General features: G+C 65.7%; 24 protein-coding genes and 1 tRNA gene. 11 read left to right on the forward strand and 14 right to left on the reverse strand.

Annotated features, from left to right (window positions below; genetic code table 11):
- Positions 1 to 503 precede the first annotated feature (503 nt).
- Complete coding sequence (locus LIX00_RS06215; protein WP_227355335.1) at positions 504 to 641, forward strand: DUF7503 family protein; 138 nt, start codon at positions 504 to 506, stop codon at positions 639 to 641.
- Here LIX00_RS06215 and LIX00_RS06220 read toward each other — a convergent pair whose 3' ends face one another.
- The 3 genes from LIX00_RS06220 to LIX00_RS06230 form a co-directional block, all read right to left on the reverse strand.
- Positions 642 to 2,726 (reverse strand): hypothetical protein, encoded by a 2,085-nt coding sequence (locus LIX00_RS06220; protein WP_227355336.1) that lies wholly within the window; start codon positions 2,724 to 2,726, stop codon positions 642 to 644.
- A gap of 18 nt (positions 2,727 to 2,744) precedes the next feature.
- Positions 2,745 to 3,428, reverse strand: coding sequence for a DUF7504 family protein (locus LIX00_RS06225; RefSeq protein WP_227355337.1), 684 nt, complete (start codon positions 3,426 to 3,428; stop codon positions 2,745 to 2,747).
- Positions 3,429 to 3,495: 67 nt separating this feature from the next.
- The gene (locus LIX00_RS06230) at positions 3,496 to 4,677 is read right to left on the reverse strand and encodes a M24 family metallopeptidase (RefSeq protein WP_227355338.1); all 1,182 of its coding nucleotides are present in this window, start codon (positions 4,675 to 4,677) and stop codon (positions 3,496 to 3,498) included.
- 31 nt (positions 4,678 to 4,708) lie between these two features.
- Here LIX00_RS06230 and LIX00_RS06235 point away from each other — a divergent pair, with 31 nt between their 5' ends.
- Together LIX00_RS06235 and LIX00_RS06240 are read left to right on the forward strand one after the other, a co-directional pair.
- The gene (locus LIX00_RS06235; protein ID WP_227355339.1) at positions 4,709 to 4,909 is read left to right on the forward strand and encodes a hypothetical protein; all 201 of its coding nucleotides are present in this window, start codon (positions 4,709 to 4,711) and stop codon (positions 4,907 to 4,909) included.
- Positions 4,903 to 6,765 (forward strand): SLC13 family permease, encoded by a 1,863-nt coding sequence (locus LIX00_RS06240; protein ID WP_368410720.1) that lies wholly within the window; start codon positions 4,903 to 4,905, stop codon positions 6,763 to 6,765. Before LIX00_RS06235 ends, LIX00_RS06240 begins: the two co-directional genes overlap by 7 nt.
- 371 nt (positions 6,766 to 7,136) lie before the next feature.
- Here the strand turns inward: LIX00_RS06240 and LIX00_RS06245 are convergent.
- Positions 7,137 to 7,210 (reverse strand) — tRNA-Tyr (locus LIX00_RS06245).
- 125 nt (positions 7,211 to 7,335) lie between these two features.
- Here LIX00_RS06245 and LIX00_RS06250 point away from each other — a divergent pair.
- The 3 genes from LIX00_RS06250 to ftsZ all read left to right on the forward strand — a co-directional run bounded on the left by LIX00_RS06250 (position 7,336) and on the right by ftsZ (position 9,427).
- Positions 7,336 to 7,872 carry a double zinc ribbon domain-containing protein gene (locus tag LIX00_RS06250; protein ID WP_227355340.1) on the forward strand — a complete coding sequence of 179 codons (537 nt, stop codon included), beginning with the start codon at positions 7,336 to 7,338 and terminating at the stop codon, positions 7,870 to 7,872.
- Positions 7,873 to 8,056: 184 nt separating this feature from the next.
- Positions 8,057 to 8,236: a transcriptional regulator CdrS gene (cdrS, locus tag LIX00_RS06255; protein WP_227355341.1), complete on the forward strand. Its 180-nt coding sequence runs from the start codon at positions 8,057 to 8,059 to the stop codon at positions 8,234 to 8,236.
- A gap of 3 nt (positions 8,237 to 8,239) precedes the next feature.
- Positions 8,240 to 9,427 (forward strand): cell division protein FtsZ, encoded by a 1,188-nt coding sequence (ftsZ, locus tag LIX00_RS06260; protein ID WP_227355342.1) that lies wholly within the window; start codon positions 8,240 to 8,242, stop codon positions 9,425 to 9,427.
- 60 nt (positions 9,428 to 9,487) lie between these two features.
- Here ftsZ and LIX00_RS06265 read toward each other — a convergent pair whose 3' ends face one another.
- Positions 9,488 to 10,669 carry an outer membrane protein assembly factor BamB family protein gene (locus LIX00_RS06265; protein WP_227355343.1) on the reverse strand — a complete coding sequence of 394 codons (1,182 nt, stop codon included), beginning with the start codon at positions 10,667 to 10,669 and terminating at the stop codon, positions 9,488 to 9,490.
- An 82-nt stretch (positions 10,670 to 10,751) separates the two neighbouring features.
- A complete protein-coding gene (gene ncsA, locus LIX00_RS06270; RefSeq protein ID WP_227355344.1) occupies positions 10,752 to 11,720 on the reverse strand; it encodes a tRNA 2-thiolation protein NcsA in 969 nt (322 codons plus the stop codon).
- 373 nt (positions 11,721 to 12,093) lie between these two features.
- Here ncsA and LIX00_RS06275 point away from each other — a divergent pair, with 373 nt between their 5' ends.
- Positions 12,094 to 14,190, forward strand: coding sequence for an outer membrane protein assembly factor BamB family protein (locus LIX00_RS06275; protein ID WP_227355345.1), 2,097 nt, complete (start codon positions 12,094 to 12,096; stop codon positions 14,188 to 14,190).
- Positions 14,191 to 14,211: 21 nt separating this feature from the next.
- On the opposite strand, the gene LIX00_RS06280 is transcribed toward LIX00_RS06275, so the two are convergent.
- Entirely contained in the window at positions 14,212 to 15,354 is a 1,143-nt protein-coding gene (locus LIX00_RS06280) for an MBL fold metallo-hydrolase (protein WP_227355346.1), read from the reverse strand.
- A gap of 240 nt (positions 15,355 to 15,594) precedes the next feature.
- On the opposite strand from LIX00_RS06280, the gene LIX00_RS06285 reads away from it, so the two are divergent.
- A complete protein-coding gene (locus LIX00_RS06285) occupies positions 15,595 to 16,242 on the forward strand; it encodes a DUF7095 family protein (RefSeq protein ID WP_227355347.1) in 648 nt (215 codons plus the stop codon).
- A gap of 176 nt (positions 16,243 to 16,418) precedes the next feature.
- On the opposite strand, the gene LIX00_RS06290 is transcribed toward LIX00_RS06285, so the two are convergent.
- Positions 16,419 to 17,210 (reverse strand): class I SAM-dependent methyltransferase, encoded by a 792-nt coding sequence (locus LIX00_RS06290; protein WP_227355348.1) that lies wholly within the window; start codon positions 17,208 to 17,210, stop codon positions 16,419 to 16,421.
- Between the two features lie 108 nt (positions 17,211 to 17,318).
- Between LIX00_RS06290 and LIX00_RS06295 the strand changes: the two genes are divergently transcribed.
- Together LIX00_RS06295 and LIX00_RS06300 are read left to right on the forward strand one after the other, a co-directional pair.
- A complete protein-coding gene (locus LIX00_RS06295; RefSeq protein WP_227355349.1) occupies positions 17,319 to 17,999 on the forward strand; it encodes an AzlC family ABC transporter permease in 681 nt (226 codons plus the stop codon).
- Positions 18,000 to 18,344 (forward strand): AzlD domain-containing protein, encoded by a 345-nt coding sequence (locus LIX00_RS06300; protein ID WP_227355350.1) that lies wholly within the window; start codon positions 18,000 to 18,002, stop codon positions 18,342 to 18,344.
- Between the two features lie 91 nt (positions 18,345 to 18,435).
- Here LIX00_RS06300 and LIX00_RS06305 read toward each other — a convergent pair whose 3' ends face one another.
- Positions 18,436 to 18,612 (reverse strand): hypothetical protein, encoded by a 177-nt coding sequence (locus LIX00_RS06305; protein ID WP_227355351.1) that lies wholly within the window; start codon positions 18,610 to 18,612, stop codon positions 18,436 to 18,438.
- A gap of 52 nt (positions 18,613 to 18,664) precedes the next feature.
- The gene (locus LIX00_RS06310; protein ID WP_227355352.1) at positions 18,665 to 19,504 is read right to left on the reverse strand and encodes a deoxyribonuclease IV; all 840 of its coding nucleotides are present in this window, start codon (positions 19,502 to 19,504) and stop codon (positions 18,665 to 18,667) included.
- 123 nt (positions 19,505 to 19,627) lie between these two features.
- On the opposite strand from LIX00_RS06310, the gene LIX00_RS06315 reads away from it, so the two are divergent.
- Positions 19,628 to 20,095 carry a cupin domain-containing protein gene (locus LIX00_RS06315; protein ID WP_227355353.1) on the forward strand — a complete coding sequence of 156 codons (468 nt, stop codon included), beginning with the start codon at positions 19,628 to 19,630 and terminating at the stop codon, positions 20,093 to 20,095.
- On the opposite strand, the gene LIX00_RS06320 is transcribed toward LIX00_RS06315, so the two are convergent.
- The 4 genes from LIX00_RS06320 to LIX00_RS06335 all read right to left on the reverse strand — a co-directional run bounded on the left by LIX00_RS06320 (position 20,085) and on the right by LIX00_RS06335 (position 23,484).
- On the reverse strand, positions 20,085 to 20,894 hold the full coding sequence (locus LIX00_RS06320; RefSeq protein WP_227355354.1) for a lipoate--protein ligase family protein: 810 nt from the start codon (positions 20,892 to 20,894) through the stop codon (positions 20,085 to 20,087). The two genes, LIX00_RS06315 and LIX00_RS06320, sit on opposite strands and share 11 nt — an antisense overlap.
- Positions 20,895 to 21,023: 129 nt before the next feature.
- Positions 21,024 to 21,497: a YbhB/YbcL family Raf kinase inhibitor-like protein gene (locus LIX00_RS06325; protein WP_227355355.1), complete on the reverse strand. Its 474-nt coding sequence runs from the start codon at positions 21,495 to 21,497 to the stop codon at positions 21,024 to 21,026.
- A gap of 110 nt (positions 21,498 to 21,607) precedes the next feature.
- A complete protein-coding gene (locus LIX00_RS06330) occupies positions 21,608 to 22,891 on the reverse strand; it encodes a TIGR00341 family protein (protein WP_227355356.1) in 1,284 nt (427 codons plus the stop codon).
- 188 nt (positions 22,892 to 23,079) lie between these two features.
- Positions 23,080 to 23,484 (reverse strand): hypothetical protein, encoded by a 405-nt coding sequence (locus LIX00_RS06335; RefSeq protein WP_227355357.1) that lies wholly within the window; start codon positions 23,482 to 23,484, stop codon positions 23,080 to 23,082.
- Between the last annotated feature and the right edge of the window lie 24 nt (positions 23,485 to 23,508).

Consider the following 23,508-nt stretch of genomic DNA (forward strand, 5'->3'; position numbering starts at 1 on the left):
TCGAGACGAAATTCGATATCGTTTTCAAGCGGCAGTACGGTAGCACATCGCATGGGGTCCCCGAAAAGGGACCCGACGGCCCCACCGCTCGCGCGCGTGCCGACCCATCCGGCGCGCGGAGTTAGCCGGCGTTCTCGCGGACAACCTCGGCGAGAACTTTGGCCCGACCGAACTCGTCAACCGCGCCGGAAACGCGGCGAGTACGTGGGCGGCTCGCCGCGACGACCGCCTCGAACCGGCCGAAAAGACCGAGGCGTGGGGTGCGCATCCGGGGCACACGCTCGCTTCGACGGCCTACGCCCTACCGCTTCGGCGATCGTCCGAGGACCGGAACGCGATTCTCCACGAACCGAGCGACCTACTGTCGGACGTCATCGGCGGCGTTCCCCGATGAGAGCACGCGACGCCGGTTAATGATTTTGTTCGACTGTTTGCTATAATTGTTATTAGTTATGTATTATTTAAAAAATTATAATTCGTGAGAGACTCATCTTTCATTCGCGATGGCACAGGAGAACACGCCGGGCGACTACTTGGCAAAGCACCCACGAGTGATCGGCGCGCTGTTCGCGCTCAGCGTCGCGCTGATGCACGCAGGAAACGTCCTCGCAAACGCGGGCGGGTCGGAGGGCGGACCGTAATCAACCGTCGATATCCCACGCGGACAACTCGTCGCTCCAGTACAACCCGTCTTCCACTTCGACGGGCATCGTCTCGGATTCGAGACTCGAATCGAACGCTTGGGCGGAGAGTCGGACGGTGGTCAGCGGTGCCGAAGAGAGGTATCTGGTGTTCGACGAGTCGGCGTGAAACACGTTCATCGTCCCCATCCCGTACAGGTCGTTCGGATAGGCGTTCACTTCGACGTCGAACCGACCGTCGTCCAGCGGTTCGACGCGAAGGTGGAGCGGCACTCCGCTCTCGCTCTGTACGAGCGTCACGCCGCCGTCCCCGAGAACGATGTACTGGTAGCCGTGCACCGCGTGCCGCTGTGCGATAGCCAGTCCCGCTCGGAGGGAAAAGCCGCAGTTCAGGAGGCGGGCCAGAATCTGGCCGAGTTCGGTCGCCATCGGGTTGCCGACCGGCGAGAGCGTGGCGACGCCGCCGTGGCTCCCTTTTTTGACGAGTTCGTGACCCTGTTCGTACGACGCGCAGGCGTTCAGGAGGAACGCCTTCACGCGAACGTCGTCGAGCGACCGCGCGTCGAGCGAGCCGTCGGCGCACAGGAACCCGTCCCCGTCGACGTGACCGATGTAGTGGAGGAAGTCGGCCGTCTCGCCGAGCAGTTCCGCGAACTCGTCGCGCGTGAGGTCGTAGTGGGCGGTGACTTCGAACCGGAGCAGGTCGCGAACGCCGTAGAGGTCCCGCACCACGTCCTCGTCTTGCATCCTTTCGTCGTTGCAGACGACGTGGATGTCGATGGTGTCGGACGAGGGCTGGCGGTCGACGCGCCGTCGAAGCGCGCGCACGTCGAGTTTGTTGACCTCCAGCGGGTAGCCCATTCCGGCCCACGCCTGCTCGATGACGTTCGGAATCGAATCGACTTGAAACACGTCGCGGTCGTCCACGGCGTCCCAGCCATCCGATCCGCGCGCCAACGCGCCCGACGGCGGCGCGCGGAAGAACTCGGTCTGGGCGTCCGACATCGGCGACACCGATTGCGGGTTCGGACGCTCCGGGATTCGAACGAGCGCGAGGTCTCTGGCGAGGTACGGCGCGTACTCGACGTTTTCGACCGTCGGCGTAACGTCGACGCCGAGTCGCCAGTTCGGCACGTACGGTTCGAGCGTCTCGAACGGTACCGAGAGGTAGCGTTCGAGGCGTTCCGGCATCGGCGCGTCGTACAGGTCGGCGAAATCGAGATCGACCAGCGGTTCGACCCGTTGGCGCTCGTGGAGGTCGACCCGATAGTAGCCCTCGGTTCGAACGAGACAGTCGAGGAAGAACGTCTGCCGGAACGCGCGGTTGACCGTCGCCTCGTAGCCGCCGGGGCCGTCGAGCGAGCGTTCGAAGCCGTCGGCGACGAGGCGGGGATCGGTGCCGGGGACGAGTTTCGCTCCGAGATAGTACGCGAGCGACGCCGCCGGATAGACGTGTTCGCGGTCGGGCGGCACGACGAGTTCGACGCCCGTCTCCGGACGCTCGATGCGGGCGGGAGCGGAGAACGACTCTCCCAGTTTCACGAGCGGGGGGTGGCCGCGCAGCGTTGGAAACGACCGCTCGGGGCTGGTGGTCTTCAGCGCCGACCCGAACAGCGATATCGCGCGCATCGCGTCCTCGACGTCGTCGGTGACGGTTATCGTTCCCGCCGGGCGTTCGTGGTAGGAGCGCGCCCCGACGCGAACCGTCGTCTCCTCGCCGAAACGGAACACGATGTCGGCGTCCGTGTGTTCGACCCGAGAGGCGCTCTCGACGGCGAGGTACAGTTTCATCGGGGCGGTACTCAGTTCGACGAGGTACGAATCGGCGTCGAGGGTTCGGTCGCGCCCGTCGGAGGTTTCGGCGACCATCGTCCCGTCCCGCCGCCGTATCGTGAGCGGAGCGAGCTTCGGTATCTCGAGCGCCGTCGTCTCGATGGCGACGGCGGCGTCGACGGGAAAGTAAAACGAGGTGGTTTCGACGGGCGTCGGGCGGACCGGTTCGGGCGTAAACAGCGCGAATCGGACGTTCTCGATGGGGTCGTAGATGTCGAGTCCGGCGCGGTCGGGATGCCGCCGAAGTTCCATAGCAGGTTACCGTTTCGATTACGACAACTCCACCCAGTAAGTCGTTTCGCCGAGCGCGGGAACGTGCCACCGCTGTTCGGCCCGTCCGGGTCGCTTCCGGAGTTCGATTCGCGCGTCGAACAGCGGCGAGAGATCGTCCACGAGCGAGTCGTCGTCCGGCAGGCGAAGGTGGTAGTGGGCCATGCCGGAACTCCCCCGGACGACGGCGGTGAGACCGCGGAGGAACTGTTCGAGCGTGACGAGGTCGTCGCCGCCGGAGAGCGCCTCCACGGAGTCGACGCCGAGACGGAGTTCGGCGGGGTCGAATCCCCCGACTTCGACGTCGTAGCGTCCGATAGCGGAGATAACCTCGGTTCGGAGCGTCTCTCGGTCGAACTCCGACGCGGCGGTAATTCCGGAGGCCGCCGTGGCTCGCCGGTCGACTCGCCGGTCGATGACGCGGGCGTTCGGGTCGTCCGACGGGACCGGGAGATGCGCGTCGGCGTCGAGCGCGGTCGGGTCGGTGAGCGCGAGAACGCGCGTTCGTCGCCCTTCGCCGAACAGCGTTCGACTGAACTCGGCGCTCGTCTCCCTGGGCACGTCGCCGGTGACGAGCAGATTGCTCCCCCGGGATTTCAGCCCGGCGAGCCACTCGGTGAACGTCACGTCCGAATCGTTCGAACCCTCGCCCGACCCGGTCCGAAATTCGAGGCGAGAAGCCATTGATAAGGGGAACGTTTCGGCGTAAAATAAGAGTTAGGGGTCCGCTCGTCGTCCTGTCAGCGGCGAACTACCACGTGATTACGTTCGATTCGAGGTCGCGGGGATAGTAGGTCAGCGTCTCCGTCCCCTCTTCAGTGACGGCGACGGTGTCCGAGTGGCGATACCCGTACGTGTCCGTGTAGAGTCCGGGTTCGATGGTGTAAACGTGGCCGGGCTCCATCTCGGCGTCGCCGTCGTCGACGTGTTCTCCCCAGCCGCGGTCGATGTAGGGCGGTTCGTGCCCGCCCATTCCGATGTTGTGGCCGACGTGGTGCTGCGCGAGGTCGGTGACGCCCTGCTCTTCGAAGTAGTCCCACACCTGTCGGTCGACGTACGACAGGGGAACGCCCGGCCCCAGCGCGTCGATGGCGATGGTCTGAGCTTCGAGCATCAACTCGAAGTAGTGTTCTTGCTCGTCCGTCGGGTCGCCGACGAACATCGTCCGCTCAAGTTCGGAGTGGTACCCGTCGACGTTGGCGGACGCTCCCGTAATGAGCACGTCGCCCTCCTCTATTCGGCGGTTCGCGGTGTGTCCGTGGGGGAGCGCGGTCTGCGGGCCGGTGATGTAACCCGCGCGCACGGGACCGTCCCCGCGCGTGCGAGTGGCGTACCGCTCGCCGAGCGCGTCGAGCATGGCGCGGGAGGCGTCCATCGACGCTCGCTGGCTGACCGTGGCCGGGTGCGCACCGGGTTCCGTGTAGTCCGCGAGGTACCGGTGGGCGATGTTCCCCCACCTCGCGGATTCGCGGATGAGCGCGACTTCGGCGTCCGACTTCGCCCAGCGCATCCGACCCACCCAGTCCTGCGATTGAACCTCCACGAACTCCGAGAGGGGCGGACCGTCGTAGCCCATCGTCCCCGGCGCGCCGTCGGCGTCCGCCGCGACCGTCCGCGCGTCGAGACCGGAGAGCATCTCGGCGGCGACTTCGAGCGGCTTGCCGCCCGGGTAGTCGAAGTAGTGGTGCACCGCGTCGATGCGCGGGTTGGATTGGACGCGCTCGACTTCGAGTCGAGGCACCGTTATCTCGATTCGGTCGTCGGTCACGGCGAGAACGACCGGCCGTTCGGTCTGGATGTGGTCGAAGCCGGTGAGGTACTCGATGCTCGTCGCGCCGAACCAGACGCCCGCGTCGACACCCGCGTCGGCGATCTTCTCGCGCACGTCGGCGAGGCGGCCTTCGAACTCAGAATCAGGAACGCGTGTCGGCATACCCCGAAGTTGACCCGACGTATCAAAAGTATTGACCTGCCAGCAAGACGGCCTCGGCGACGGACTCGACCGGGGAATCTCCGCGGCGAGCGTCGCCGGTTTCGGCACCCGAGGGTCGGTCGCGAACGCGAGGGCGGACGGCGGGGGAGAATCGACGCGGTACGACGCGACTACGACAGTTTCACACCTCATTCTTTACTTCGTGGGCGTCGCGGTTCGTACTGGATGGTGACAGCCGCCCTCCTTCCCGTCCAGACCGGCCCGCCGATTCCGGAGCTGACGCTCGAGATGGTCGTCGTGTTCGCCATCGCAGTGGCGGCGTTCGTCATGTTCGCCGCGGAGATCCTCCCGCCGGACATCACCGCCATCGTCGTGATGGTCGTCCTCATCGTCCTCGGGCCGGTCACCGGCATCTCGCCCGAGGAGGGTATCTCGGGGTTCTCGAACGACGCGACGATCACGGTGTTGGCGATGCTCGTCTTGAGTTCGGGCATCAGTCGAACCGGGGCGGTGCAGGAGCTCGGGGAGCGGATGGCGTCGTTCGCGGGCACCGACGAGCGCAAACAACTCGGTGCGACGCTCGCGTTCGCGGGCATCCCGTCCGGCGTCCTCAACAACACGCCCATCGTCGCCATGCTCATACCCGTCGTCTCCGACGTCGCAAATCGGGGACGAACCTCGCCGTCCAAACTGCTCATCCCGCTGTCCTACGCCTCGATGGTCGGCGGGATGCTCACGCTCATCGGGACCTCGACCAACCTCATCGCGAGCAGCGTCACAGCGCGACTCGCCGAGGAGTACCCCTCGCTCCACCGATTTTCGATGTTCGAGTTCACGCAACTCGGCGTCATCGTCTTCGTCGTCGGCACGGCGTACCTCATGACTATCGGACGCCGACTCATTCCGGAGCGAATCAGCCCCGAGGAGGACATCCTCGAGGATTACGAGATGTCGCCGTACCTGACCGAGGTCGTCGTGGACTCGGATTCGGCGTTCGTCGGTCGAACGGTCGACGAGACGCTGGCGGAGATCGATCTCGACGTGGACATCGTCCAGTTGGTGAGGGAGGAAGGAACGTTCATGGAACCGCTCGCGGGGAAGATCATTCACCCGGGGGACGTGCTCGTCGTTCGCGCCGACTTCAGCACGCTCCGCGAACTGATAATAACCGAGGGGTTGTCTCTGGTCGCCTTCTCGCAGGTGACCGAGGAGGAACTGGCCGCCGACCGAGCGGAACAGGACCTCGTCGAACTCGTCGTCCCGTCGTGGTCGTCGCTCGTCACGGAGACGCTGGAGAGTTCGACCTTCCGCGAACGCTACGACGCGAACGTCCTCGCGATTCGGCGCGGTGCGGAGCTACTCCGCGAGCGAATGCAGCAGACGCAGATTCGCCGCGGTGACACGCTGTTGGTGCAGGCGAAGAAGGACAGCATCAACCGGCTGGCGACGAACCGCGATTTCATCGTCGCGCAGGTGCCGAGCGAACCCGACTACCGGCGGTCGAAGATACCCGTCGCCGTCGCCATCATTCTCGGCGTCGTCGGACTGGCCGCGCTGGGTCTCTTCGACATCCTCACCACCGCGCTGGCGGGCGTCGTCGCCATGATACTGACGGGAATCGTGAAGCCGAACGAACTGTACGACTCGGTCGAGTGGGACGTCATCTTCCTGCTCGCGGGACTCATCCCGCTCGGCATCGCGTTCGAGCGAACGGGCGCGGCGGACCTCGTCGGCGCGCTCGTCGCGACGAGCGCGGAGTACCTCCCCGTAATCGGCGTGCTCTGGTTGTTTTACATCATCACGACGCTCGTGACCGCGGTCGTCAGCAACAGCGCGAGCGTCATCCTCATGCTTCCCGTCGCGGTCGAGACGGCGAGCCGCGTCGGCGGCAATCCGTTTGCGTTCGTCCTCGCGGTGACGTTCGCCTCCAGCGCCGACTTCATGACGCCCATCGGTTACCAGACGAACCTCCTCGTTTACGGGCCGGGCGGGTACAAGTTCACCGACTACTTCCGCGTCGGCGCGCCGCTACAACTGCTCCTGTCGGTGGCGACGGTGCTCGGAATCGCCCTCTTCTGGGGAGTGTGAGGGCCGTATTACATCGTCTCCCATCCGATATTTTACGTTTTAGACGCTCGAGCACGGTCGGGGTAGAGGGCGTTATACGGGCGTTTACGCGGCTTCGTCGATGTCGAAGGTCGCGCGAGGGGAGTTACTATCAGCATCCGTTCAAAAACGGCGGCGGAGCCGGTGCTCTCACGACCTCGTTCGGATCGGGGTCGGTCGGGGGCGCCGACGGCCGCCGAAATCGACCATCGGCGGAATCCTCGGCGCGTTCGTCGGCCGGTTCGGCGTCACCCTCGGCGTAATACGGACGACCGGTCACCTTCCGCGACCGCGGCACCGTGGACGAAATCGCGTCGGAGAGACGCTTCTGCTCGGGTCGTTCGCGGAAAAAGTCCGCCCTCCCCGATTTGAACGGGGGACAAGTCGATCTACAGTCGACTGCTCTACCAGTCTGAGCTAAGGGCGGGCACTCACACCTATCCCGCTGTCGGACTTAAGAATTATTATTCGGGGGCGCGCAGAAGGAGGACAGAAAGGTTCAAGTATGGTAGGATGTGTGTATCGGAACACGTACATAACCGGGTGGCCAATATGAGCAAGATAACGTTTCGGGCGGACGACGACCTCGTCGAGCGGATAGAATCGCTCGACGCCTCGAAGAGCGAGGTGATGCGGGAGGCGCTCCGCGAGTATCTGGACGGCCACGGCGACTCCACAGGCCGCGCCGAGGGAAGTCTCGACGCGGCCCTCGACGAGCGCGTGGACGCGCTCATCGACCGACGACTCGGCGGCGCGCGCGGAGGCGACCGCGCGCAGGACATCAACGTCAACGTCACCGTCGAAGGAGCGGGCGAAGTTCGAGGGCGCGAGTCGGAGTCGAAAGGAACCGCGACGCCGAACGAAGCGGAATCCGCGCGTCGGACGACCGCCGACACCCATCAGGGATCGAACACGTGCGGGCAGTGCGGCGAGACGCTGGACACCGGACACGTCTACTGTCCGAACTGTGGGGAGAAGGCGACCCACCGCGTCTTCTGCGACTGCGGCGACGAGATTCGATCGGACTGGGCGTTCTGCCCGGGCTGCGGACGTAGGACGCCTTCGGCGGACGTTTTGGACTCGTCGTAAAACGATTGTTTTACGCCCGCCGTAAGTTATATATACTGTGGCTTTGTGGATACTTCTACGTAAGACGATTGTCTTACGCCAGCAACTACCCGGTCGAAATATGGCGTCTCGGCCACCACGACGGCGTAAGACGGACGATATCGTTCGCCGCGTGTCGTCTTACCGATACAAGGGGAATCCACCAATGGAGCGCGTGACACTACGAATCCCAAAACAGCAAATCGAAGAAGTCGAACAGATGGTCGAAACCGGCGAGTTCCCGAACCGGAGCGAAGCGATCCGAGCCGCCGTCCGCGATATGCTCAACGAGCACGACGGCGCGGGAACTGAGACCACGAACAAGCGCACGTGGGCGAAGGTGTGAACGATGCAGGATATCGTTCAAGAAGCGCTGGAGAACGCAGAATCCGAGCAGCGCGAGATGGACGCCGCGACGACGGGCGACGAGTTCGGTGACCCCCGAATCGTCATCGTCGGCTGCGGCGGCGCGGGGAACAACACCATCAATCGCCTGTACAACATCGGCGTCGATGGCGCGGACACGGTCGCCATCAACACGGACAAACAACATCTGAAGATGATCGAGGCCGACACGAAGATTCTCGTCGGGAAATCCTTGACGTCCGGTCTCGGCGCGGGCGGCGACCCGCAGATGGGAGAGCGCGCCACGGAGATGGCGCAGGGAACCGTCAAAGAAGTGCTCGGCGACGCCGACCTCGTCTTCGTGACCGCGGGCATGGGCGGCGGAACGGGCACCGGTGCGGCACCGGTCGTCTCGAAGATCGCCAAAGACCAGGGCGCTATCGTCGTGGGCATGGTCTCGACGCCGTTCAACGTCGAGCGCGCACGGACCGTGAAGGCGGAGGAGGGCCTCGAGAACCTCCGCAACGAGGCCGACTCCATCATCGTCCTCGACAACAACCGTCTCCTCGACTACGTCCCGAATCTACCCATCGGCAAGGCGTTCTCGGTGATGGACCAGATCATCGCCGAGACGGTGAAGGGCATCTCGGAGACCATCACCCAGCCCAGTCTCATCAACCTCGACTACGCCGACATGACGTCTATCATGAACCAGGGCGGCGTTGCGGTGATGCTCGTCGGCGAGACGCAGGACAAAAACAAAACCGAGGAAGTGGTGCGCGACGCGATGAATCACCCGCTCCTCGACGTGGATTACCGCGGAGCGTCGGGCGGTCTCGTCCACATCACGGGCGGTCCCGACCTCACGCTGAAAGAGGCGGAGGGCATCGCGGCCAACATCACCGAACGCCTGGAAGCGAGCGCCAACGTCATCTGGGGGGCGCGCATTCAGGAGAACTACAAGAGCAAGGTTCGCGTCATGGCGATCATGACCGGCGTCCAGAGCGCGCAGGTGCTCGGCCCGACGACGCAGAAGCAGGCCGACCGCTCGCGCGAGAAGATGCGCGACGTGAGCGCGCAATCGTACGACGCCAGCGACAACGTCGACAGCGTCAGCGGCACCTTCGGCACGCAGAGCGACGGCGGCCGCGACGAGGTAGAGCAGAACAACGGTCTCGACGTCATCCGGTAGACGGTCGAAACTCGCCGTCTTACACTCTCTCGTTTTCTGCGACCGAACGACCGAACGACATCATTCTAACGCGAGGAGATCCCATCTCCGTCTCCCGGTCTGTGCCACGACGTAGAGAACGCCGTCGTTCAACACCGGACCGGGGCCGACGCGACCGTAAAACGATTTCTCGAACCGTTTCGCCGGTCCGGTTCCCGGCACCCGCACCGAGGGGGTCGGGTCGAACGCGTACAGTTTGTCGCCGCCGACGAACAGGGTGTCGCGACCCAGCGCCGGGGCGGTCCACCGCCAGTCGCCGACGTCGTGTTTCCACACCCGCTCGCCGTCCTCGGGGTCGACGGCGTACAATCCCCGCGCTCCGGCCGCGTAGAGGTGCTTTTCGACCGCCAATCCACCGCTCGCTACTCCCGTCTCTACCTTCCAGTCGACGTTCAGACGCGGTTGGGTTTCGAGCGTGATTCCGTACGTCGTCCCGTCGAGACAGTTGACGTAGACGCCGTCGGTGTCCGCGGTCGGCGGAGTCTGCGGTTTCGAGGGGAGGTTCCATTCACCCGCGCCGGTGCCGTCCGGGGCGAGCAGATAGAGCTTCCCGGCCTCCGTGGCGAGCGCGACGTAATACCCGATGTAAATCGGCGACGAGCCGAGAATATCGCCGAACAGCCGGCGCGACCACTCGACCTCGCCGGTAAGCGAACTAACCCGGTGGACGGTTTCTCCCACGGGAACGTAGAGCCACCGCGAGTCGTACATCGATGGCGTTCGAACGGAGGCGTTCTCGCCGAACGCCCGTTCCCACTTCGTCTCGCCGGTTTTCGAATCGAGGGCGAGCAATCGGTTGCGAACGCCGACGTACACGATATCGTCGCGGACGAGCGGCGTCGCGTACACGTGCGCTTTCGACCACAGCTTCGAGCCGTCCGCCGCGTCGTACACTCGTAGTTCCTCGGGGGTCGGCTGATACACGCGTCCGTCCACGACGAGCGGTTCGTAGTACGCTGTCTGCGGAACCTCGACCCTCCACTTTTCGGTGACGCCGTCCACCGGAGCCTTTCCGTCGCCGACTCCGCGCGTGTTACTGGCGTTACAGCCGAAACTCGACCACTCACCGTCGGCTCCGTAGATGTGCCTGTCGGGGTTCGTCGATTGCGTCGAACCCGGTTTCGGCGGCTCGTCCGCCACCGTCGTACAGCCGGCGAGCGCCGTGGCGGCACCGAGCGCGAGAAACCGTCGTCTGGAGGGCATGCCTACGGAGTCGTAATTGCGGATAATAAGTTTTCTCGACCGCGTGAAAGATACCCGACGGGGCGCGTCGAAACGGCGGAAACTACACCGCGTGTATCGCGTCCACGAGCGCGCACTTCCGACACACGTCGCGGGTCGTGGACGCGCCGCACCGCTCGCACTCGCCGAGTTGGCGCTTCCCCTCGCCGGGGCCGAACTCGTCCGCGGCGAGTTGGGCGAGTTCCTCGTATCCGGCCATGATGGAGTGGCGCGTTCCGGGGTGGTTCTCTTCGAGCGAGAGCATCAACCGCTGTATCTCCCCCCGGTACGCTTCGCTGGAGTGGGGACACTCGGTGATGTGAGCGGGCAGATTTTCGAGGTGAGCGTACAGCGCGACCTCCTTTTCGGGCACGTCCCGAAGGGGTTTCGCGCGCGGGACGAACGCCTCTTGGTCGCTCCGCTCGTCGAAGCTCCCCAGACTCGCGTCGAAGTGTTTGGCTATCTGAGCGACGTCGCCCTCGAGGAAGTTCATCAGCGCGGTTTCCGCTTCGTCGTCGAGGTTGTGGCCGGTGAGCAGTTTGTCCGCGCCGTACTCCTCGGCGTACTTCGAGAGCAGGTCGCGTCGAAACACGCCGCAGTAGGCGCACGCGGCCATGTTTTCGGGGTCTTTCTCGACCACGTCGTCCATCCGCACGTCGAACTCCTCCTCGTAGGTGACGACTTCGTGGCGGATGTCCAGGTCGTCCGTGAGTTCGAGGCACGCGTCCAGACTCTCATCGCGGTAGCCTTCGATTCCCTCGTGGATGGTCAACGCGACTATCTCGACGCGGGGGTCCTCGGCGAACGTGTCGTGGAGAATCTGCGTGAGGACGACGCTGTCCTTCCCCCCGGAGAGACCGACGAGCCACGTCTGGGGGTCGTCGGGCGTGGCGGACGCCGGGAGCAGGTTATCGTCGCGGATGCGCCTCCGGACGCGTTTTTCGACCGACCGACAGAAGTGATCGTCGCAGAGGTGAAGCCCCGAGTACGCAGCGTGCATGACCGCCTCTCGGTCGCACTTGTCGCAGTCCATTACCCGTCGCTTACGTCGCAGGCCGTTTCATCGTTTCGTTCCGCGATAAATCACGTATCGCTATAATAAATCGAAGGACAGTCACGAACGCGTTCGAATCGAGGCCTTGAATCGTGCCCCTCCGCGGTCGTCTTCGTTCGAGCTCGGACGATAGCGGGACGAAGGTGTATCCATATCGACAATTTTAGGCCGGTTCCGAGCCGGAGTTCGTCCCGACGGACTTCGGCTACCGCGGCGGCAATAAGCGGCGGTTAACGACCGGTAGCGGGCCCGAGACGGGGGGTAAGGGGTACCATCGGATCGGCCGGGGGCGGGCGGTACGATCGGCTTAACGAACTAATAATAATCGTACCGGTAGCCGTGAGTTGCGTTCATGGGTAGCCCCTCCAACGAGACGAGACGAACGTTCCTCAAACTGACCGGTATCGCCATCGGAGCGACCGGCGTGACGGGGACTGCGACGTCCGACGCCAGCGACCCTCCGCATCGCAATTGGTCCACGTTCCAGCACGACGCCGGAAACACGGGGTACAGCCCGGTCGGCGGCGATTCGGGTTCCGATACGTGGGTGGACTGGAGCGTACAGTTGAGCGACAGACGGCTGTACGCTCCCGTCGTCGCGGACGGAACCGTCTACGTCTCCGACGCTTCCGGCGTGTTGACGGCGTTCGACGCGGAAACCCGCGAAACCCGGTGGACGGCCGAACTCCGAGGACAGGAGTACGCTCCGACGGTCGTCGGGGACACCGTCTACGTGTCGGGAGCCGACGTGTTCGCCCTCTCGACCGCGGACGGAAGCGAGCGCTGGCGTTTCGAGGTGGACGGTGCCGAGACGTCGCCGATAACGGTCGCGGACGGCACCCTCTTTTTCAAGACGAGCGACGTAAACGGGCAGGGTACCTGCTGGGCGGTAGACGCCGAGACGGGGGACGAGCGCTGGCACGTCGGCGTTCCGTCCGGAAAGGAAGGGTCGACTCCGAGCGCGGAGAACGTCCCCCCGGCGGTCGCGGACGGCGTCGCGTACTTCGCCGACAACGAGACGGTGTACGCGTTGGACGCGAGGAACGGAACCCCGCAGTGGCGGGCGGACGCCGACGGGTTCATCGAACACGGTCCGACGGTCGCCGACGGCACCGTCTACGTCTGCGGGGAGAGCGTGTTCGCCCTCTCCGCGAGCGACGGACGGACGAAGTGGAACGCCGCCGTCGGAGAGTCGCCGAATCTCACCCGGTCGCCGGCGGTCACCGACGAGTCCGTCGTCGTCGCTGACGGGCGTCGAGCGCGCGTCTGGGCGCTCGCCCGCGAGGACGGGACGACCCGGTGGACGTTCGACGGAGGAGCGGGAACCGCCGGAACGCCAACCATCGCCGAAGCCGTTTACGTCCCGATATCGGGCGACGACGACGGAGTGGTCGCGCTCGACCCGGCGACCGGCGACCGGCGCTGGCGGGTACCGATCCGCGACCTCGGCGGTTCGTGGCTCCCGTCCGCCGTCGGCGATGCGCTCTACGTCACCGACCGCGAGGGATTCCTCTACGCGCTGGCCGACCCCGACTGGTTGGACTGGCGGGCGGAAGCGACGGGGTCGTTGGCGGTCGGCGAGAACGTCTACGCGTCGGACGGCACGCTGGTCGCGCTCGAAGCGCGGACGGGGGCGGAACGGTGGACGGTGGACGGTGGAGCGTCGCAGACGGTCGGAAACGGAGCGGTCGTCGGGACGGACGAATCGGCGGTGGTCGCCTACGAACCGGACGGAACCGAACGCTGGCGAGCGGAGTGCGACGAAGACGTTACCACCGACCCGGTGGTCGAAGGCGGGCGCGTGTTCGTCGGCGGCGACGGGTGGGTCAGCGCGTTCAACCTCAATACAGGCGGGCGGTTCTGGACGTACCGCGGCAACTGCGACGGCCTCGGAACGGTCGACGACCTCGCCGCGCACGGCGGTCGGGCGTTCGCGGTCGTCGACAGCCGAGTCGTGGCGCTCGGTTCCCACGGTGCGATGTGGTCGGCCGGGGGTGACGTTCGGACCGTCGCCGTCGACGACGGGGTGTACGTCGGAACCGCTAAAAACGAGGTCGTCGCCTACGATTTCGGCGGAAACGAACGGTGGCGAGCGGCGCTCGACCGCGGGGAGACCGTGTCGAGCCTCGTCGCCGACGGTGGCGTGTACGCGGTGACGACGAGCGCCACGAGCACCGGAACCGGTCGCCGAGAGTGGCTCGTTTCGCTCGACGACGGCGAGGTGACGTGGACGTTCCATCCGAAGTTCCTCCCGTTCGGCACGCTCTGCGCGCCGGTCGTCGCGGACGGAACGGTCTACGTCGGCGCGAGCGACCGTCGAGTGTACGCCCTCTCTGCGGACGACGGGACGGAACGCCGACGATTCGAGACGGGCGGCGAAGTCGAGAGCGTCGCCGTCGGCCGGCGGGTGTACGCCTCGAGCGACGCGGTGTACGCGTTTCGCGAGTGAAACGCCCGAACCGACCCGGAATCAGGCGGAGCAGTTGTTCGGGCCGAGTTCGAGTTCGGTCGCCGCCGCGTCGTCCTCCGGTTCGTCCGCCCCGCGGTTGATGGCGATGACCGTCTCGTAGTTCGGCGGTTTGTCGGGGGTGTTCTCGGAGAGGCGCGAGACGAACTCCTCCTCGTTCAGTTGGAGCACGTCGAGTTCGCGTCGGAGGTCGCCGATCGCGGACTGGACGGGGTCGCCGGGACTGCCGTGAGCGAAGCGCCCGTCCTCGGTGACGGTGACGTGCCCCGGGAGGACGACGACGTCGTCCGGGTCGCTCATGAGCACCTTGTGGAGGGAGTCGTACTGCATTTCGGCCCCCGTCGCCGCGTCCGCTTCGCCGAACTGGAGTTCGGTGCGCCCGATGGAGTCCACGAACAGGGTGTCCCCCGTCAATACCGCCTCGTCGTTCACGAGGTAGCTGACGATTTCGGAGGTGTGGCCCGGCGTGGGAACGGCCTTGATGTCGGCGCCGCCGACCGAAACCACCTCGTTTCGAGCGAGCGCGTCGTACTCGTATTCGACGCCGCGCTCTCCGGCGCGTTCGCTCAGGTGGTAGGGAACGCCGAGTTCGTCGGCGAGTTTTCGCCCGCCGGAGATGTGGTCCGCGTGAACGTGCGTGTCGAAAACGCGCGTAATCTCGTAACCGCTCGCCGCCGCCGCATCGCGCCACTCGTCCGTGTGACGGCTCACGTCGATAGCCGCCGCCTCCCCGTCGCTTCCGACGATGTACCCGAGACAGCCTTTGGCGCGGCGCTGGATTTGGACGATATCCGAATCGCCGTCGGTCTCGATCGGGACGCGTTCGTACACTCGGCTCCACGCTTCCATGCCGCCTTCGACGACTTTCACGTCCTCGAAGCCCCGCTCTCGAAGTTCGTCGGCGAAATGACCCGACGAGATTCCTTTCGCGCAGACCGTTAGAATCTCGTCGACTCCGTCGAGCATCGACCGAATCTCCTCCGCGCCCTCCTCCGAGAGCGATTCGTCCGCCTCGAACGGGAAGTTCCGCGCCCCTTCGATGTGCCACGACTCGAAGCTCTCTTCCGGTCGCGTGTCGAGGAGCGCGAAGTCCTCCCCGGCGTCCTGTTTGTCCGCCAACTCCTCGGGAGTCATCTCCGTGACCATGGACGTCGGTTGGACACCGACGTCCATAATCGCGTTGGATATTGGGATGGCAGTACAATACTACCGGGAGGTGCGTCGTGCCCCGGTGTCGAGCGCCAGAGAGTAAACCGTCCTCCGCGCCGGAGGTACCTCCGCTCCACGGGCGTCGGCCGCTTCGACGCGAGTTCCGATTTTCGCGACGCTGAGTCGGCGTTCCAGCGCACTTATCCGCGCCAAACGCGAACCACGACCAGAACACCGATGGAGCGAAGCGTGGCAATCGAACGAATCGAGGGGATAGTCGAGACGGTGGAGAACGAGACCATGCCCGTCCCCGTCCGCGAAATCTGGGTGTACGGCGACGTGGCGCTCGGACTGGATCCCATCGACCGACTCGACGTGTACGTGACGAAGGACATCCTGCTTCGGGATGACGACGCCGACCGCGAAGCCGAGTTCGTGGACTCCCTCGGCGTCAAAGGCGTCGGGAAGACGGTTCGTGCGGAATGGGCCGACGAAAACCCCGATCTGCTCCGCGCGAACGACAACGGCTACGCCGCCCCGGAGAAGTGTCTCGCGGCGCACCTCCTGCCCGCTGACGAACCCGTCCACCTCGAAGTCTGCAATTCGAGTTTCGAGGACAACGTTACGCAACGACTCGAGGGTGCCATCTCGCGCGACGCCTACGAACAGATCCTCGACCCGCGCGGCGTCTGTCTCTGGGTGGACGGCCAACGGAGCGAAGAAGCGTTCCGGAAGTTGCGCGCCAGCGAGTTCGCCTTCCCGACGCTCCCCGACGCGCTGGAGATGCTCGGCCTGGACGGGGAGAAGACGGTCGAGGCCGCCGAAGCGGTCGAGTCCTATCGCCGGCGGCAGGAAGGAACGACGGTTCGCGGCGACGTGGTGTAGGGGCGAACGGGCGGCACGCTGCACGCGCGGGGGTGTGCCGCACGAACGCCTCGGCCGCCCGCGCGGTGAGTCTCACGTCACGCCGGGTTTGGCCGCGTTTCGGTATTTAAATTCTCGTGAGGGAGGACCCGTCTCGCCCGTACACGCTCGATAGTTTGCGCGGTAGCGATTTTCAGTTACACTCGGCCCGCGGTGACGTAGAACGGAACGACCTCCGCCCGTCGGTACTCACCCTCCTGCATCTGGTTAACGACGGTGCGGCCCATCTCGCGCCAGTCGGCGCGCAGTCGTTCGTACTCGTCCGGCGCGAGCGGGCCGACCAACGTCTCGCGTCTGTCCGTCAGCGCACCCGCGGTCGCTTTTCGCTTCGCGGCTTCGAGGTCGCGCGTCGAGTACGGCGGTTCGACCGTCTTCGCGTGGTGGTGCGTCCGAGTCGACACGTCGTCGAGTCCGGCGGCGCGGAACGCCTCCCGCGTTCCGTCGCCGCCGAGCGCGACGTTCGTGTTCGCGCCCGCGACGTACGCCGCCCTCGCGCGTCGGGAGAGGTCGCTCTCCGCGGAGACCGTCGATTCGACGGCCACCGACGAGTTATCGGGTTCGACGGCCGCAACGAGGTCGGACGAGACTCGGGCGAACTCCCGCACCGCTCGCTCCGGGTCGGGGAGGTTGATGAGGAGGGCCTGACAGACGACGAGGTCGAAGCTGTCGTCGGGGAAGGGGAGTCGGTGGGCGTCGCCCGCGACGACCGGGACGGACTCCCCCGCGACGGTCAACAGGTCGCGGTCGGCGTCGACGCCGACGACTTCGCCCGGCGTCTCATCCGCGAGGACGCGGGCGAGTTCTCCCGTACCACAGCCGACGTCCAGCACGCGCCGGCGGGAGCCGAGTTCGAGGTCGCGGAGCGCCTCGCGGGACTCCCACAGCCCCTCTCGCGTCCGTCGGAGGTAGTCTTCGGAGAACTCGCGCATGGGCAGTTGGCCTCCTTTCGAGCGTCGGCGGGAAAAGCGGGACGGTTTCCGGTGAAGGCTCGCCGCGATACCAAGGTTGATACCCGAAAGCGAACCTACGGGAAGACAGTGTCGTCACCACGCGCAGACTTTCTCTCCGGAGTCCGTGTATCCCTCCCGATAACGCTCGGAATCGTCCCGTTCGGGACCGTCGCGGGCGTCGCGGCGGTCAGCGTCGGCATCCCCGCGGTGCACGCGCTCGCGATGTCGGTCGTCATCTTCGCCGGGGCGTCGCAACTCGCCGCCGTGGAGCTGATCGGTAAGAGCGCGCCCGCCGCGGTGATAGTGCTCACGGTCCTCATCATCAACCTCCGGATGATGATGTACAGCGCGTCCATCGCGCCCCACTTCGAACGCCTGTCGACGAGGTGGAAGGCGGCGCTTTCGTACCTGCTCACCGACCAGGCCTACGCCGTCTCGCTGGTGGAGTTCGAGAGCGACGAGACCACGAATCGGCGGTGGTACTACCTCGGCGTGGCGGCGCCCCTCTGGGTGACGTGGCAGGCCGCGACCGTCGCCGGAATCCTCCTCGGAGCCAACGTTCCCGCGGGTTGGCACCTCGATTTCGCCATCCCGCTGGTCTTCCTCGCGGTGCTGGTTCCGGCCGTCACCGACCGCCCGACCGTCGTCGCGGCGCTCGTCGGCGGAACGACGGCCGTCGCCGCCGACGGACTCCCGTTCGACCTCGGACTCGTCGTCGCCGCGATCGTCGGCATCGCCGCCGGACTGCTGGTCGAGGAGGTGGCCTGAGTGCCCCAGACCGATTTCGGCGGGGGCACGCTGTGGCTCATCATCCTCGCGGCGGGCGTCGGAACGTACCTCATCCGACTGTCGTTCATCGCGCTGTTCGGACTGTTCGACGAGGTGCCGGAGCGCGTCGAGCGGGCGCTTCGATTCGTCCCCGCGGCGGTGCTCTCGGCGCTCGTCGCTCCGCAACTGCTCTACGCGGACGGTGGCGTCTCGCTCTCGCCGGACAACGCCCGCCTGTTCGCGGGCGCGCTGGCGGCGCTGGTCGCGTGGCGAACCGAGGACATCCTGGCGACGCTGGCCGTCGGAATGGGCGCGATGTGGCTGTTGAGTTTCGCGCTGGCGTGAACCGTCGGCGGCGTTAGATTTCGTCGAAGAACTTCCTCGATGCTGTCGATACGGCGATACGTTTTCGGGAAATTCCCCGCAACGAACTCCCTCACCGGGCTCGCAGCACCGTCAGCGCGATCGCGACGAGGGCGCCGGCGATTCCCAGCGCCGTGACGATCGAACTCCCGGAGGAGTCGAACCGCCAGCCGAAGACGACGTAGCCGACGAGACCGACGACGAAGGCCAGCAGACCGACGAGTTGGAGGGGTCGCGATTGAAAACGCATACCGATACTTGCCGCCGAGACGATAAAAATATTAGGAGGATGCCGAAGCCGCTCAGCAGTCGCCGTTCTCGCGGATTTCCTTCACGCGGGCGATGTTCCACTCGAATCCCTTCCCGTCTTCGTGCGGCGTTTCGAGGACGAGGGGGATGTCTTCGAGGTCGGGGTGATTGATGAGCGCGTCCATCCCCTCCTCGCCGATGCGACCCTCGCCGATGTGGGCGTGTTCGTCCTTGTTCGTCCCGCACTCGTGTTTCGAATCGTTCAGGTGGATGCACCGGAGGTGCTCCAGTCCGACCACGTCGTCGAACTCCGCCACGGCCCCCTCGACGCCCTCGCGGGTGGAGAGGTCGTAACCCGCCGCGAACGCGTGGGCCGTGTCGAGGCAGACGTCGAGGTCCTGCTCCGACCGGGAGAGCACCTCCTTCAGGTGCTCGAAGTCGCCGCCGAGTTTCGTCCCGCTTCCGGCGTCGCTCTCGATGAGGACGGTGACGCCGTCGGGAACGTCCAGTTCGTCCAGCGCGCTAGCGGCGTTGTCGAGGCCGCCGTCGACGCCCGCGCCGGTGTGCGCGCCGAGGTGGACGTTCACGTACTCGACGCCGAGTTTGGCCGCCGCGTCCACCTCCTTTTGCATACTGTCGATGGATTTCGCGCGGAGGTCGTCCTTCGGCGTACAGAGGTTGACGAGATACGACGAGTGGATGACCCACGGGCCGTCGAGGTGCGTCGCGGTCCCGTCGCGGAACGACGCCGCTTCCTCGTCGCCGATGTTCGGGTCCTGCCACACCTGCGGGGAGTGCGTGAATATCTGTCCGCAGTTGCCGCCGACGTCCAACTGGCGCTCCACGGCGTTGTCAACGCCGCCCGCAACGGAAACGTGTGCTCCGACTCGCATGTACGCTGACTAATAATCCGGGGGTCAAATGCACTTCGACTAGCGGTCGCCGGGGCGAAACCGGAACCGGTCGAGTCGGGGAAAATCGATGGAACCATCGACGAGCCGACGCGACGCTCTTCGATGCGGAAGGTAGCCGTCGAGGCGGTCGATTCGTTCGTCAGCGCCGCGGACGTGTTTCGACCCCTCTCCGCCGCCCTCGGAACCGAACGCGTCGCCGTCAACTACTACGAACTCGCCCCCGGCGATAGCTTCGGCTTCTGCTATCACCGCCACCACGAGCAAGAGGAGGTGTTCTACGTCCAGTCCGGTACGGCGACGTTCGAGACCGAATCCGGACTCGCGACCGTCGACGCCGGGGAACTCGTGCGGTTCGCGCCGGGCGAGTTTCAGCGCGGAACGAACCGGGGGCCGGAGCGCGTCGTCGCGCTGGCGCTCGGCGCGCCGCGCGTCGAGGACGAGCGGGTCGACCTCCGGCGCGACTGTCCCGAGTGCGGGGAGCGAACCGGGGCGAAACTCGCGCGGGAGGACGAGGTAATCGTCGCCGAGTGCGCCGACTGCGGGGCCGAGACGGGGCGGTTCACGCGGTAGGGTCGGTGCGCCGCCTCGTCCACTCGTCGCTCCCGAACTTCTCGCGCGCGTGCTCTCGCGCGCGGGACAGTTCGTCGTCCGTCCACGCTCCCTCGTCGGCGTCCCCCCAGTCGCGGAGCGCCTCCTCGACCGCGGCGACGGCTTCCTCGCGGTCGATTCCGGCCTCCTCTCGGACGGTCGTCACGCGCTCGCGGAACTCCTCGGGCGTCGTCCGCGGGTCGGCGAACGTGGCGAGGTGGCGCTCCGCGTCGAGCGCGAACTTCAGCGAACCGTGCTGGATGACGGCGTCCTTCCGCCGATACTGGGCGTTTCCGCTGATCTTCCGACCGTTCGCCACCACGTCGTGGGCGGGGTGCAGTTCCCGGAGGTAGCACGCCGGTTGGTGGATGGCGGGGAGCTTTTCGTCGGAGAACGCCGCGTCGATTCCCATGCGCTCGAAGGCGTCGAAGACGGGTTCGCAGAGCAGTTCGTACGTCTCCATCAGATTCCCGGGGAGTTCGGCGGCGGGGGCGACGATGGAGTAGGAGATGTCGCCGACGTTGTCGTGGTAGATGCCGCCGCCGCCGGTCGGTCGTCGGGTGACCGTGATGCCCTCGCGCTCGCAGAACTCCCAGTCCACCGTCTCGGAGTCCTGTCGGTAGCCGAGCGACAGCGTGCTCGGTTCCCAGCGATACACGCGGAGGGTGCGCGGTCCCCCTTCGGCGGCGGTCTCCGCCGCGATCTCGTCCAGCGCCATGTTCGGCGGCCCGTCCCGCGACTCCTCCCGAATCAGCCGCCACTCCTCGTCCGCGAGCGTCATGTGCGGAGAATGGAGGAGGCGGGTAATGTGGGTTGCGGACGGCGCTTCGCCGAGCGGTCGGTCTCCGGCGCGTCCGACGGTCCCTCGGAACGGGGCGGCGTCGGCGATGCAGACGCCCGCTCCCTCGGTTCAGCGCTCGAACGTCCCCGTAAACTGCGCTTCGGCGATTCGGACGTCTTCGAGCGCGTCGTCCAGTTCGCGGCGGGGGAGACCCGGTTCGAGATCCAGCGTCTCCTCGACGGCGACGAGTCGGAACCGGTACTCGTGCGTGCCGTGTCCCTCCGGCGGACAGGGGCCGCGGTAGCCCACCTCGCCGAAGTCGTTCCGCCCTTGGCGCGCGCCGTCGAGCGTGCCGACCGTCTCGGTCTGCGGAACGTCCTCGTGAATTTCGACCGTGTTCGGCGGCAGGTTCCAGACGAGCCAGTGGGCGAACGTCGTGTCCGGCGCGTCCGGATCGTCCACGATGACGGCGAGCGATTCGGCCTCGTCGGGGACGTCGGCGACGGTCAGCTCCGGCGAGACGTCCTCCCCTTCGCAGGTGAACTTCTCGGGTATCGATTCGCCGTGGGTGAACGCCGACGTTCGAATCGAGAGGTCGGTCATGTGCGGCGATTCGACGGCGATATTAATAGACGTGGCGGCGAGTTCGAGGGCAGTCGTTCACCGCGATGGTCGGGCACGGGCGGCGTTCTCCGACGGAATCGCGCGGTGGATCAGCCCGTCGTCTGGCCGGGAACGAAGACGACGTCGACGGCGACGTCTCGTCCGGTCTCTCGCGTCAGTCGATCGTCTACTCGTCGCGCGACGTCGGGCGGTATCCGTTCGTTCGGTCGATGTTCCGCGACGACGACTACCTCGGCGGGCCTATCGAGAAGCACGTCGTCCACGTCGTAGTCGACGCGAACCGACTCGACTTTCATCTCACCGAACAGTCCGTCGTCGAACATCGCTTCGACCTCGGTTTTCGTGCTTTGCTCGACGTTACCGACTTCGAAGGACGCCCACGTGACGGCACCGAGGACGACCGACAACAGGGCGATACCGAGGAGGATGACACCGATGCGGACGCGGACTATCCGGCGAGCTTGCTCCGCGTTTTCGCCTCTTTCGGGGCGGTATCCGGCGACCCAGAACAGGATCAACGCCGAGAGGTTGATGGCGAGCAGGTTCACGAGAACGAGCACGCCAGCAGCGATGGTGACGTCGGGGTACCCCCACGCCAACCCGAGACCCGAAGTCGCGGCGGGCGGGATGAGCGCCACCGCGATGGCGACGCCAACCAGTGCCGACCCTGCCCCCCGCATGATGCTCACGGCACCGGCGATACCCGAACCCAGTGCCAGAAAGAGGGAGAGAAAATTCGGCGTCGTCCGCTCGAGAACCTGCGGAATCGTCCGTATGTCGACGGGCGGGAGGAGGACGGTATCTTTCAAGAGCAGTCCGAAGACGGCGGCCGTGGCGATCGCCGCGAGGAGACCGGTTACCTGAAGTGTTACACCTCTGGACGTCATGTCGGAGTTCGCGAGAACCGCCCCGACGCTGGCGGAGATTGCCGGTCCCATCAGCGGCGCGATGACCATCGCACCGATAATGGTCGCCGCCGAATCGAGTAACAGACCGGTCGTCGCGATGAGCGTGCTCACGGTGAGAAAGATGAAGAACGTCGAGGCCGCGGGCGCGAGGTCTTCCGATCGAGCGACGAGTTCGTCCCGCGAGATTCGATAGCCGCCGTATCGCTCCTTCAAGCCGCCGAGTTTCTCGGAGACGACCGTTTCCGTCGACATGACGATGGTGTAGGAGTCTTCCTTGATGCCCGCCGCGTACAACCGGTCGAGCACGGGTTCGACGCCGGCTTCGGGAACTGGAAAGGAGACCAGCGCTTCGAAGTCGCCACGACCCGTCTCCTCCCAGACCGCGTAATCGATCCCCTCGTCGTCGAGCGCGGAGAGCACGTCCGACCGATCCCCCTCCGGAATAAGCACCTGAACGAGACGCATGCAACGGTTACGCGTCCATCGAGTATAATAGATATGAAATTACAACGGCCCTATAATTTCGAGTTTGGGATTACGGTCGACCGCTACGGTTCGTCGATCTGCGAGCGCGGCCCGAGAGGTTCGAACTCGCCGCGCCCGAGTGATGCGAAGTCGCTCGTTTCGCGGTCGGTCGCTTTCGACGCCGTCCCCTATTCGCGCTCCCAGAGGACGGCCTCCCCCGCGTCGAGGGTCGACGTTTCGAGGTCGAACTCGCCGGTCGGCAGGTCGTGTTCGTCGTACTCCCAGTCGTCGGTGCTCGCGACCCACGTCAGGGTGAACAGTCGATTTTCCCGCGGGTAGTAGACGGTGACGCGCTCTTCGAGGATGGTGACGGCCGCCGCGTCCAGCGAATCGTCGGCCGGGGGGACCTCGGCGTTGGAGATGGGAATCTCGCCGACGAGCGCGTCGCCGTCGACGGCCGAGTCGCGGGTCGTCGACTGCGGGTTGACGACCGGCACAGCGACCTCCAGCACCTCGTGTTCGTCGTCACCGTTCCGCGGCTCCCATCTGCGGCGTCGGAGTTCGACGCCGCGGTCTGGCGTTTCCTCTCTCATGTCCGTGGTTCGGCCTCGACGGCC

This window comes from Haladaptatus salinisoli (genome assembly GCF_020614375.1).
Lineage (GTDB): Archaea > Halobacteriota > Halobacteria > Halobacteriales > Haladaptataceae > Haladaptatus > Haladaptatus salinisoli.

Excerpts from the sequence above, each read along its gene's own strand:
- LIX00_RS06215 (WP_227355335.1), top strand. The coding sequence starts at position 504 with ATGGCACAGGAGAACACGCCGGGCGACTACTTGGCAAAGCACCCACGA.
- LIX00_RS06220 (WP_227355336.1), bottom strand. The coding sequence starts at position 2,726 with ATGGAACTTCGGCGGCATCCCGACCGCGCCGGACTCGACATCTACGAC.
- LIX00_RS06225 (WP_227355337.1), bottom strand. The coding sequence starts at position 3,428 with ATGGCTTCTCGCCTCGAATTTCGGACCGGGTCGGGCGAGGGTTCGAAC.
- LIX00_RS06230 (WP_227355338.1), bottom strand. The coding sequence starts at position 4,677 with ATGCCGACACGCGTTCCTGATTCTGAGTTCGAAGGCCGCCTCGCCGAC.
- LIX00_RS06240 (WP_368410720.1), top strand. The coding sequence starts at position 4,903 with ATGGTGACAGCCGCCCTCCTTCCCGTCCAGACCGGCCCGCCGATTCCG.
- LIX00_RS06250 (WP_227355340.1), top strand. The coding sequence starts at position 7,336 with ATGAGCAAGATAACGTTTCGGGCGGACGACGACCTCGTCGAGCGGATA.
- cdrS (WP_227355341.1), top strand. The coding sequence starts at position 8,057 with ATGGAGCGCGTGACACTACGAATCCCAAAACAGCAAATCGAAGAAGTC.
- ftsZ (WP_227355342.1), top strand. The coding sequence starts at position 8,240 with ATGCAGGATATCGTTCAAGAAGCGCTGGAGAACGCAGAATCCGAGCAG.
- LIX00_RS06265 (WP_227355343.1), bottom strand. The coding sequence starts at position 10,669 with ATGCCCTCCAGACGACGGTTTCTCGCGCTCGGTGCCGCCACGGCGCTC.
- ncsA (WP_227355344.1), bottom strand. The coding sequence starts at position 11,720 with ATGGACTGCGACAAGTGCGACCGAGAGGCGGTCATGCACGCTGCGTAC.
- LIX00_RS06275 (WP_227355345.1), top strand. The coding sequence starts at position 12,094 with ATGGGTAGCCCCTCCAACGAGACGAGACGAACGTTCCTCAAACTGACC.
- LIX00_RS06280 (WP_227355346.1), bottom strand. The coding sequence starts at position 15,354 with ATGGTCACGGAGATGACTCCCGAGGAGTTGGCGGACAAACAGGACGCC.
- LIX00_RS06285 (WP_227355347.1), top strand. The coding sequence starts at position 15,595 with ATGGAGCGAAGCGTGGCAATCGAACGAATCGAGGGGATAGTCGAGACG.
- LIX00_RS06290 (WP_227355348.1), bottom strand. The coding sequence starts at position 17,210 with ATGCGCGAGTTCTCCGAAGACTACCTCCGACGGACGCGAGAGGGGCTG.
- LIX00_RS06305 (WP_227355351.1), bottom strand. The coding sequence starts at position 18,612 with ATGCGTTTTCAATCGCGACCCCTCCAACTCGTCGGTCTGCTGGCCTTC.
- LIX00_RS06310 (WP_227355352.1), bottom strand. The coding sequence starts at position 19,504 with ATGCGAGTCGGAGCACACGTTTCCGTTGCGGGCGGCGTTGACAACGCC.
- LIX00_RS06315 (WP_227355353.1), top strand. The coding sequence starts at position 19,628 with ATGCGGAAGGTAGCCGTCGAGGCGGTCGATTCGTTCGTCAGCGCCGCG.
- LIX00_RS06320 (WP_227355354.1), bottom strand. The coding sequence starts at position 20,894 with ATGACGCTCGCGGACGAGGAGTGGCGGCTGATTCGGGAGGAGTCGCGG.
- LIX00_RS06325 (WP_227355355.1), bottom strand. The coding sequence starts at position 21,497 with ATGACCGACCTCTCGATTCGAACGTCGGCGTTCACCCACGGCGAATCG.
- LIX00_RS06330 (WP_227355356.1), bottom strand. The coding sequence starts at position 22,891 with ATGCGTCTCGTTCAGGTGCTTATTCCGGAGGGGGATCGGTCGGACGTG.
- LIX00_RS06335 (WP_227355357.1), bottom strand. The coding sequence starts at position 23,484 with ATGAGAGAGGAAACGCCAGACCGCGGCGTCGAACTCCGACGCCGCAGA.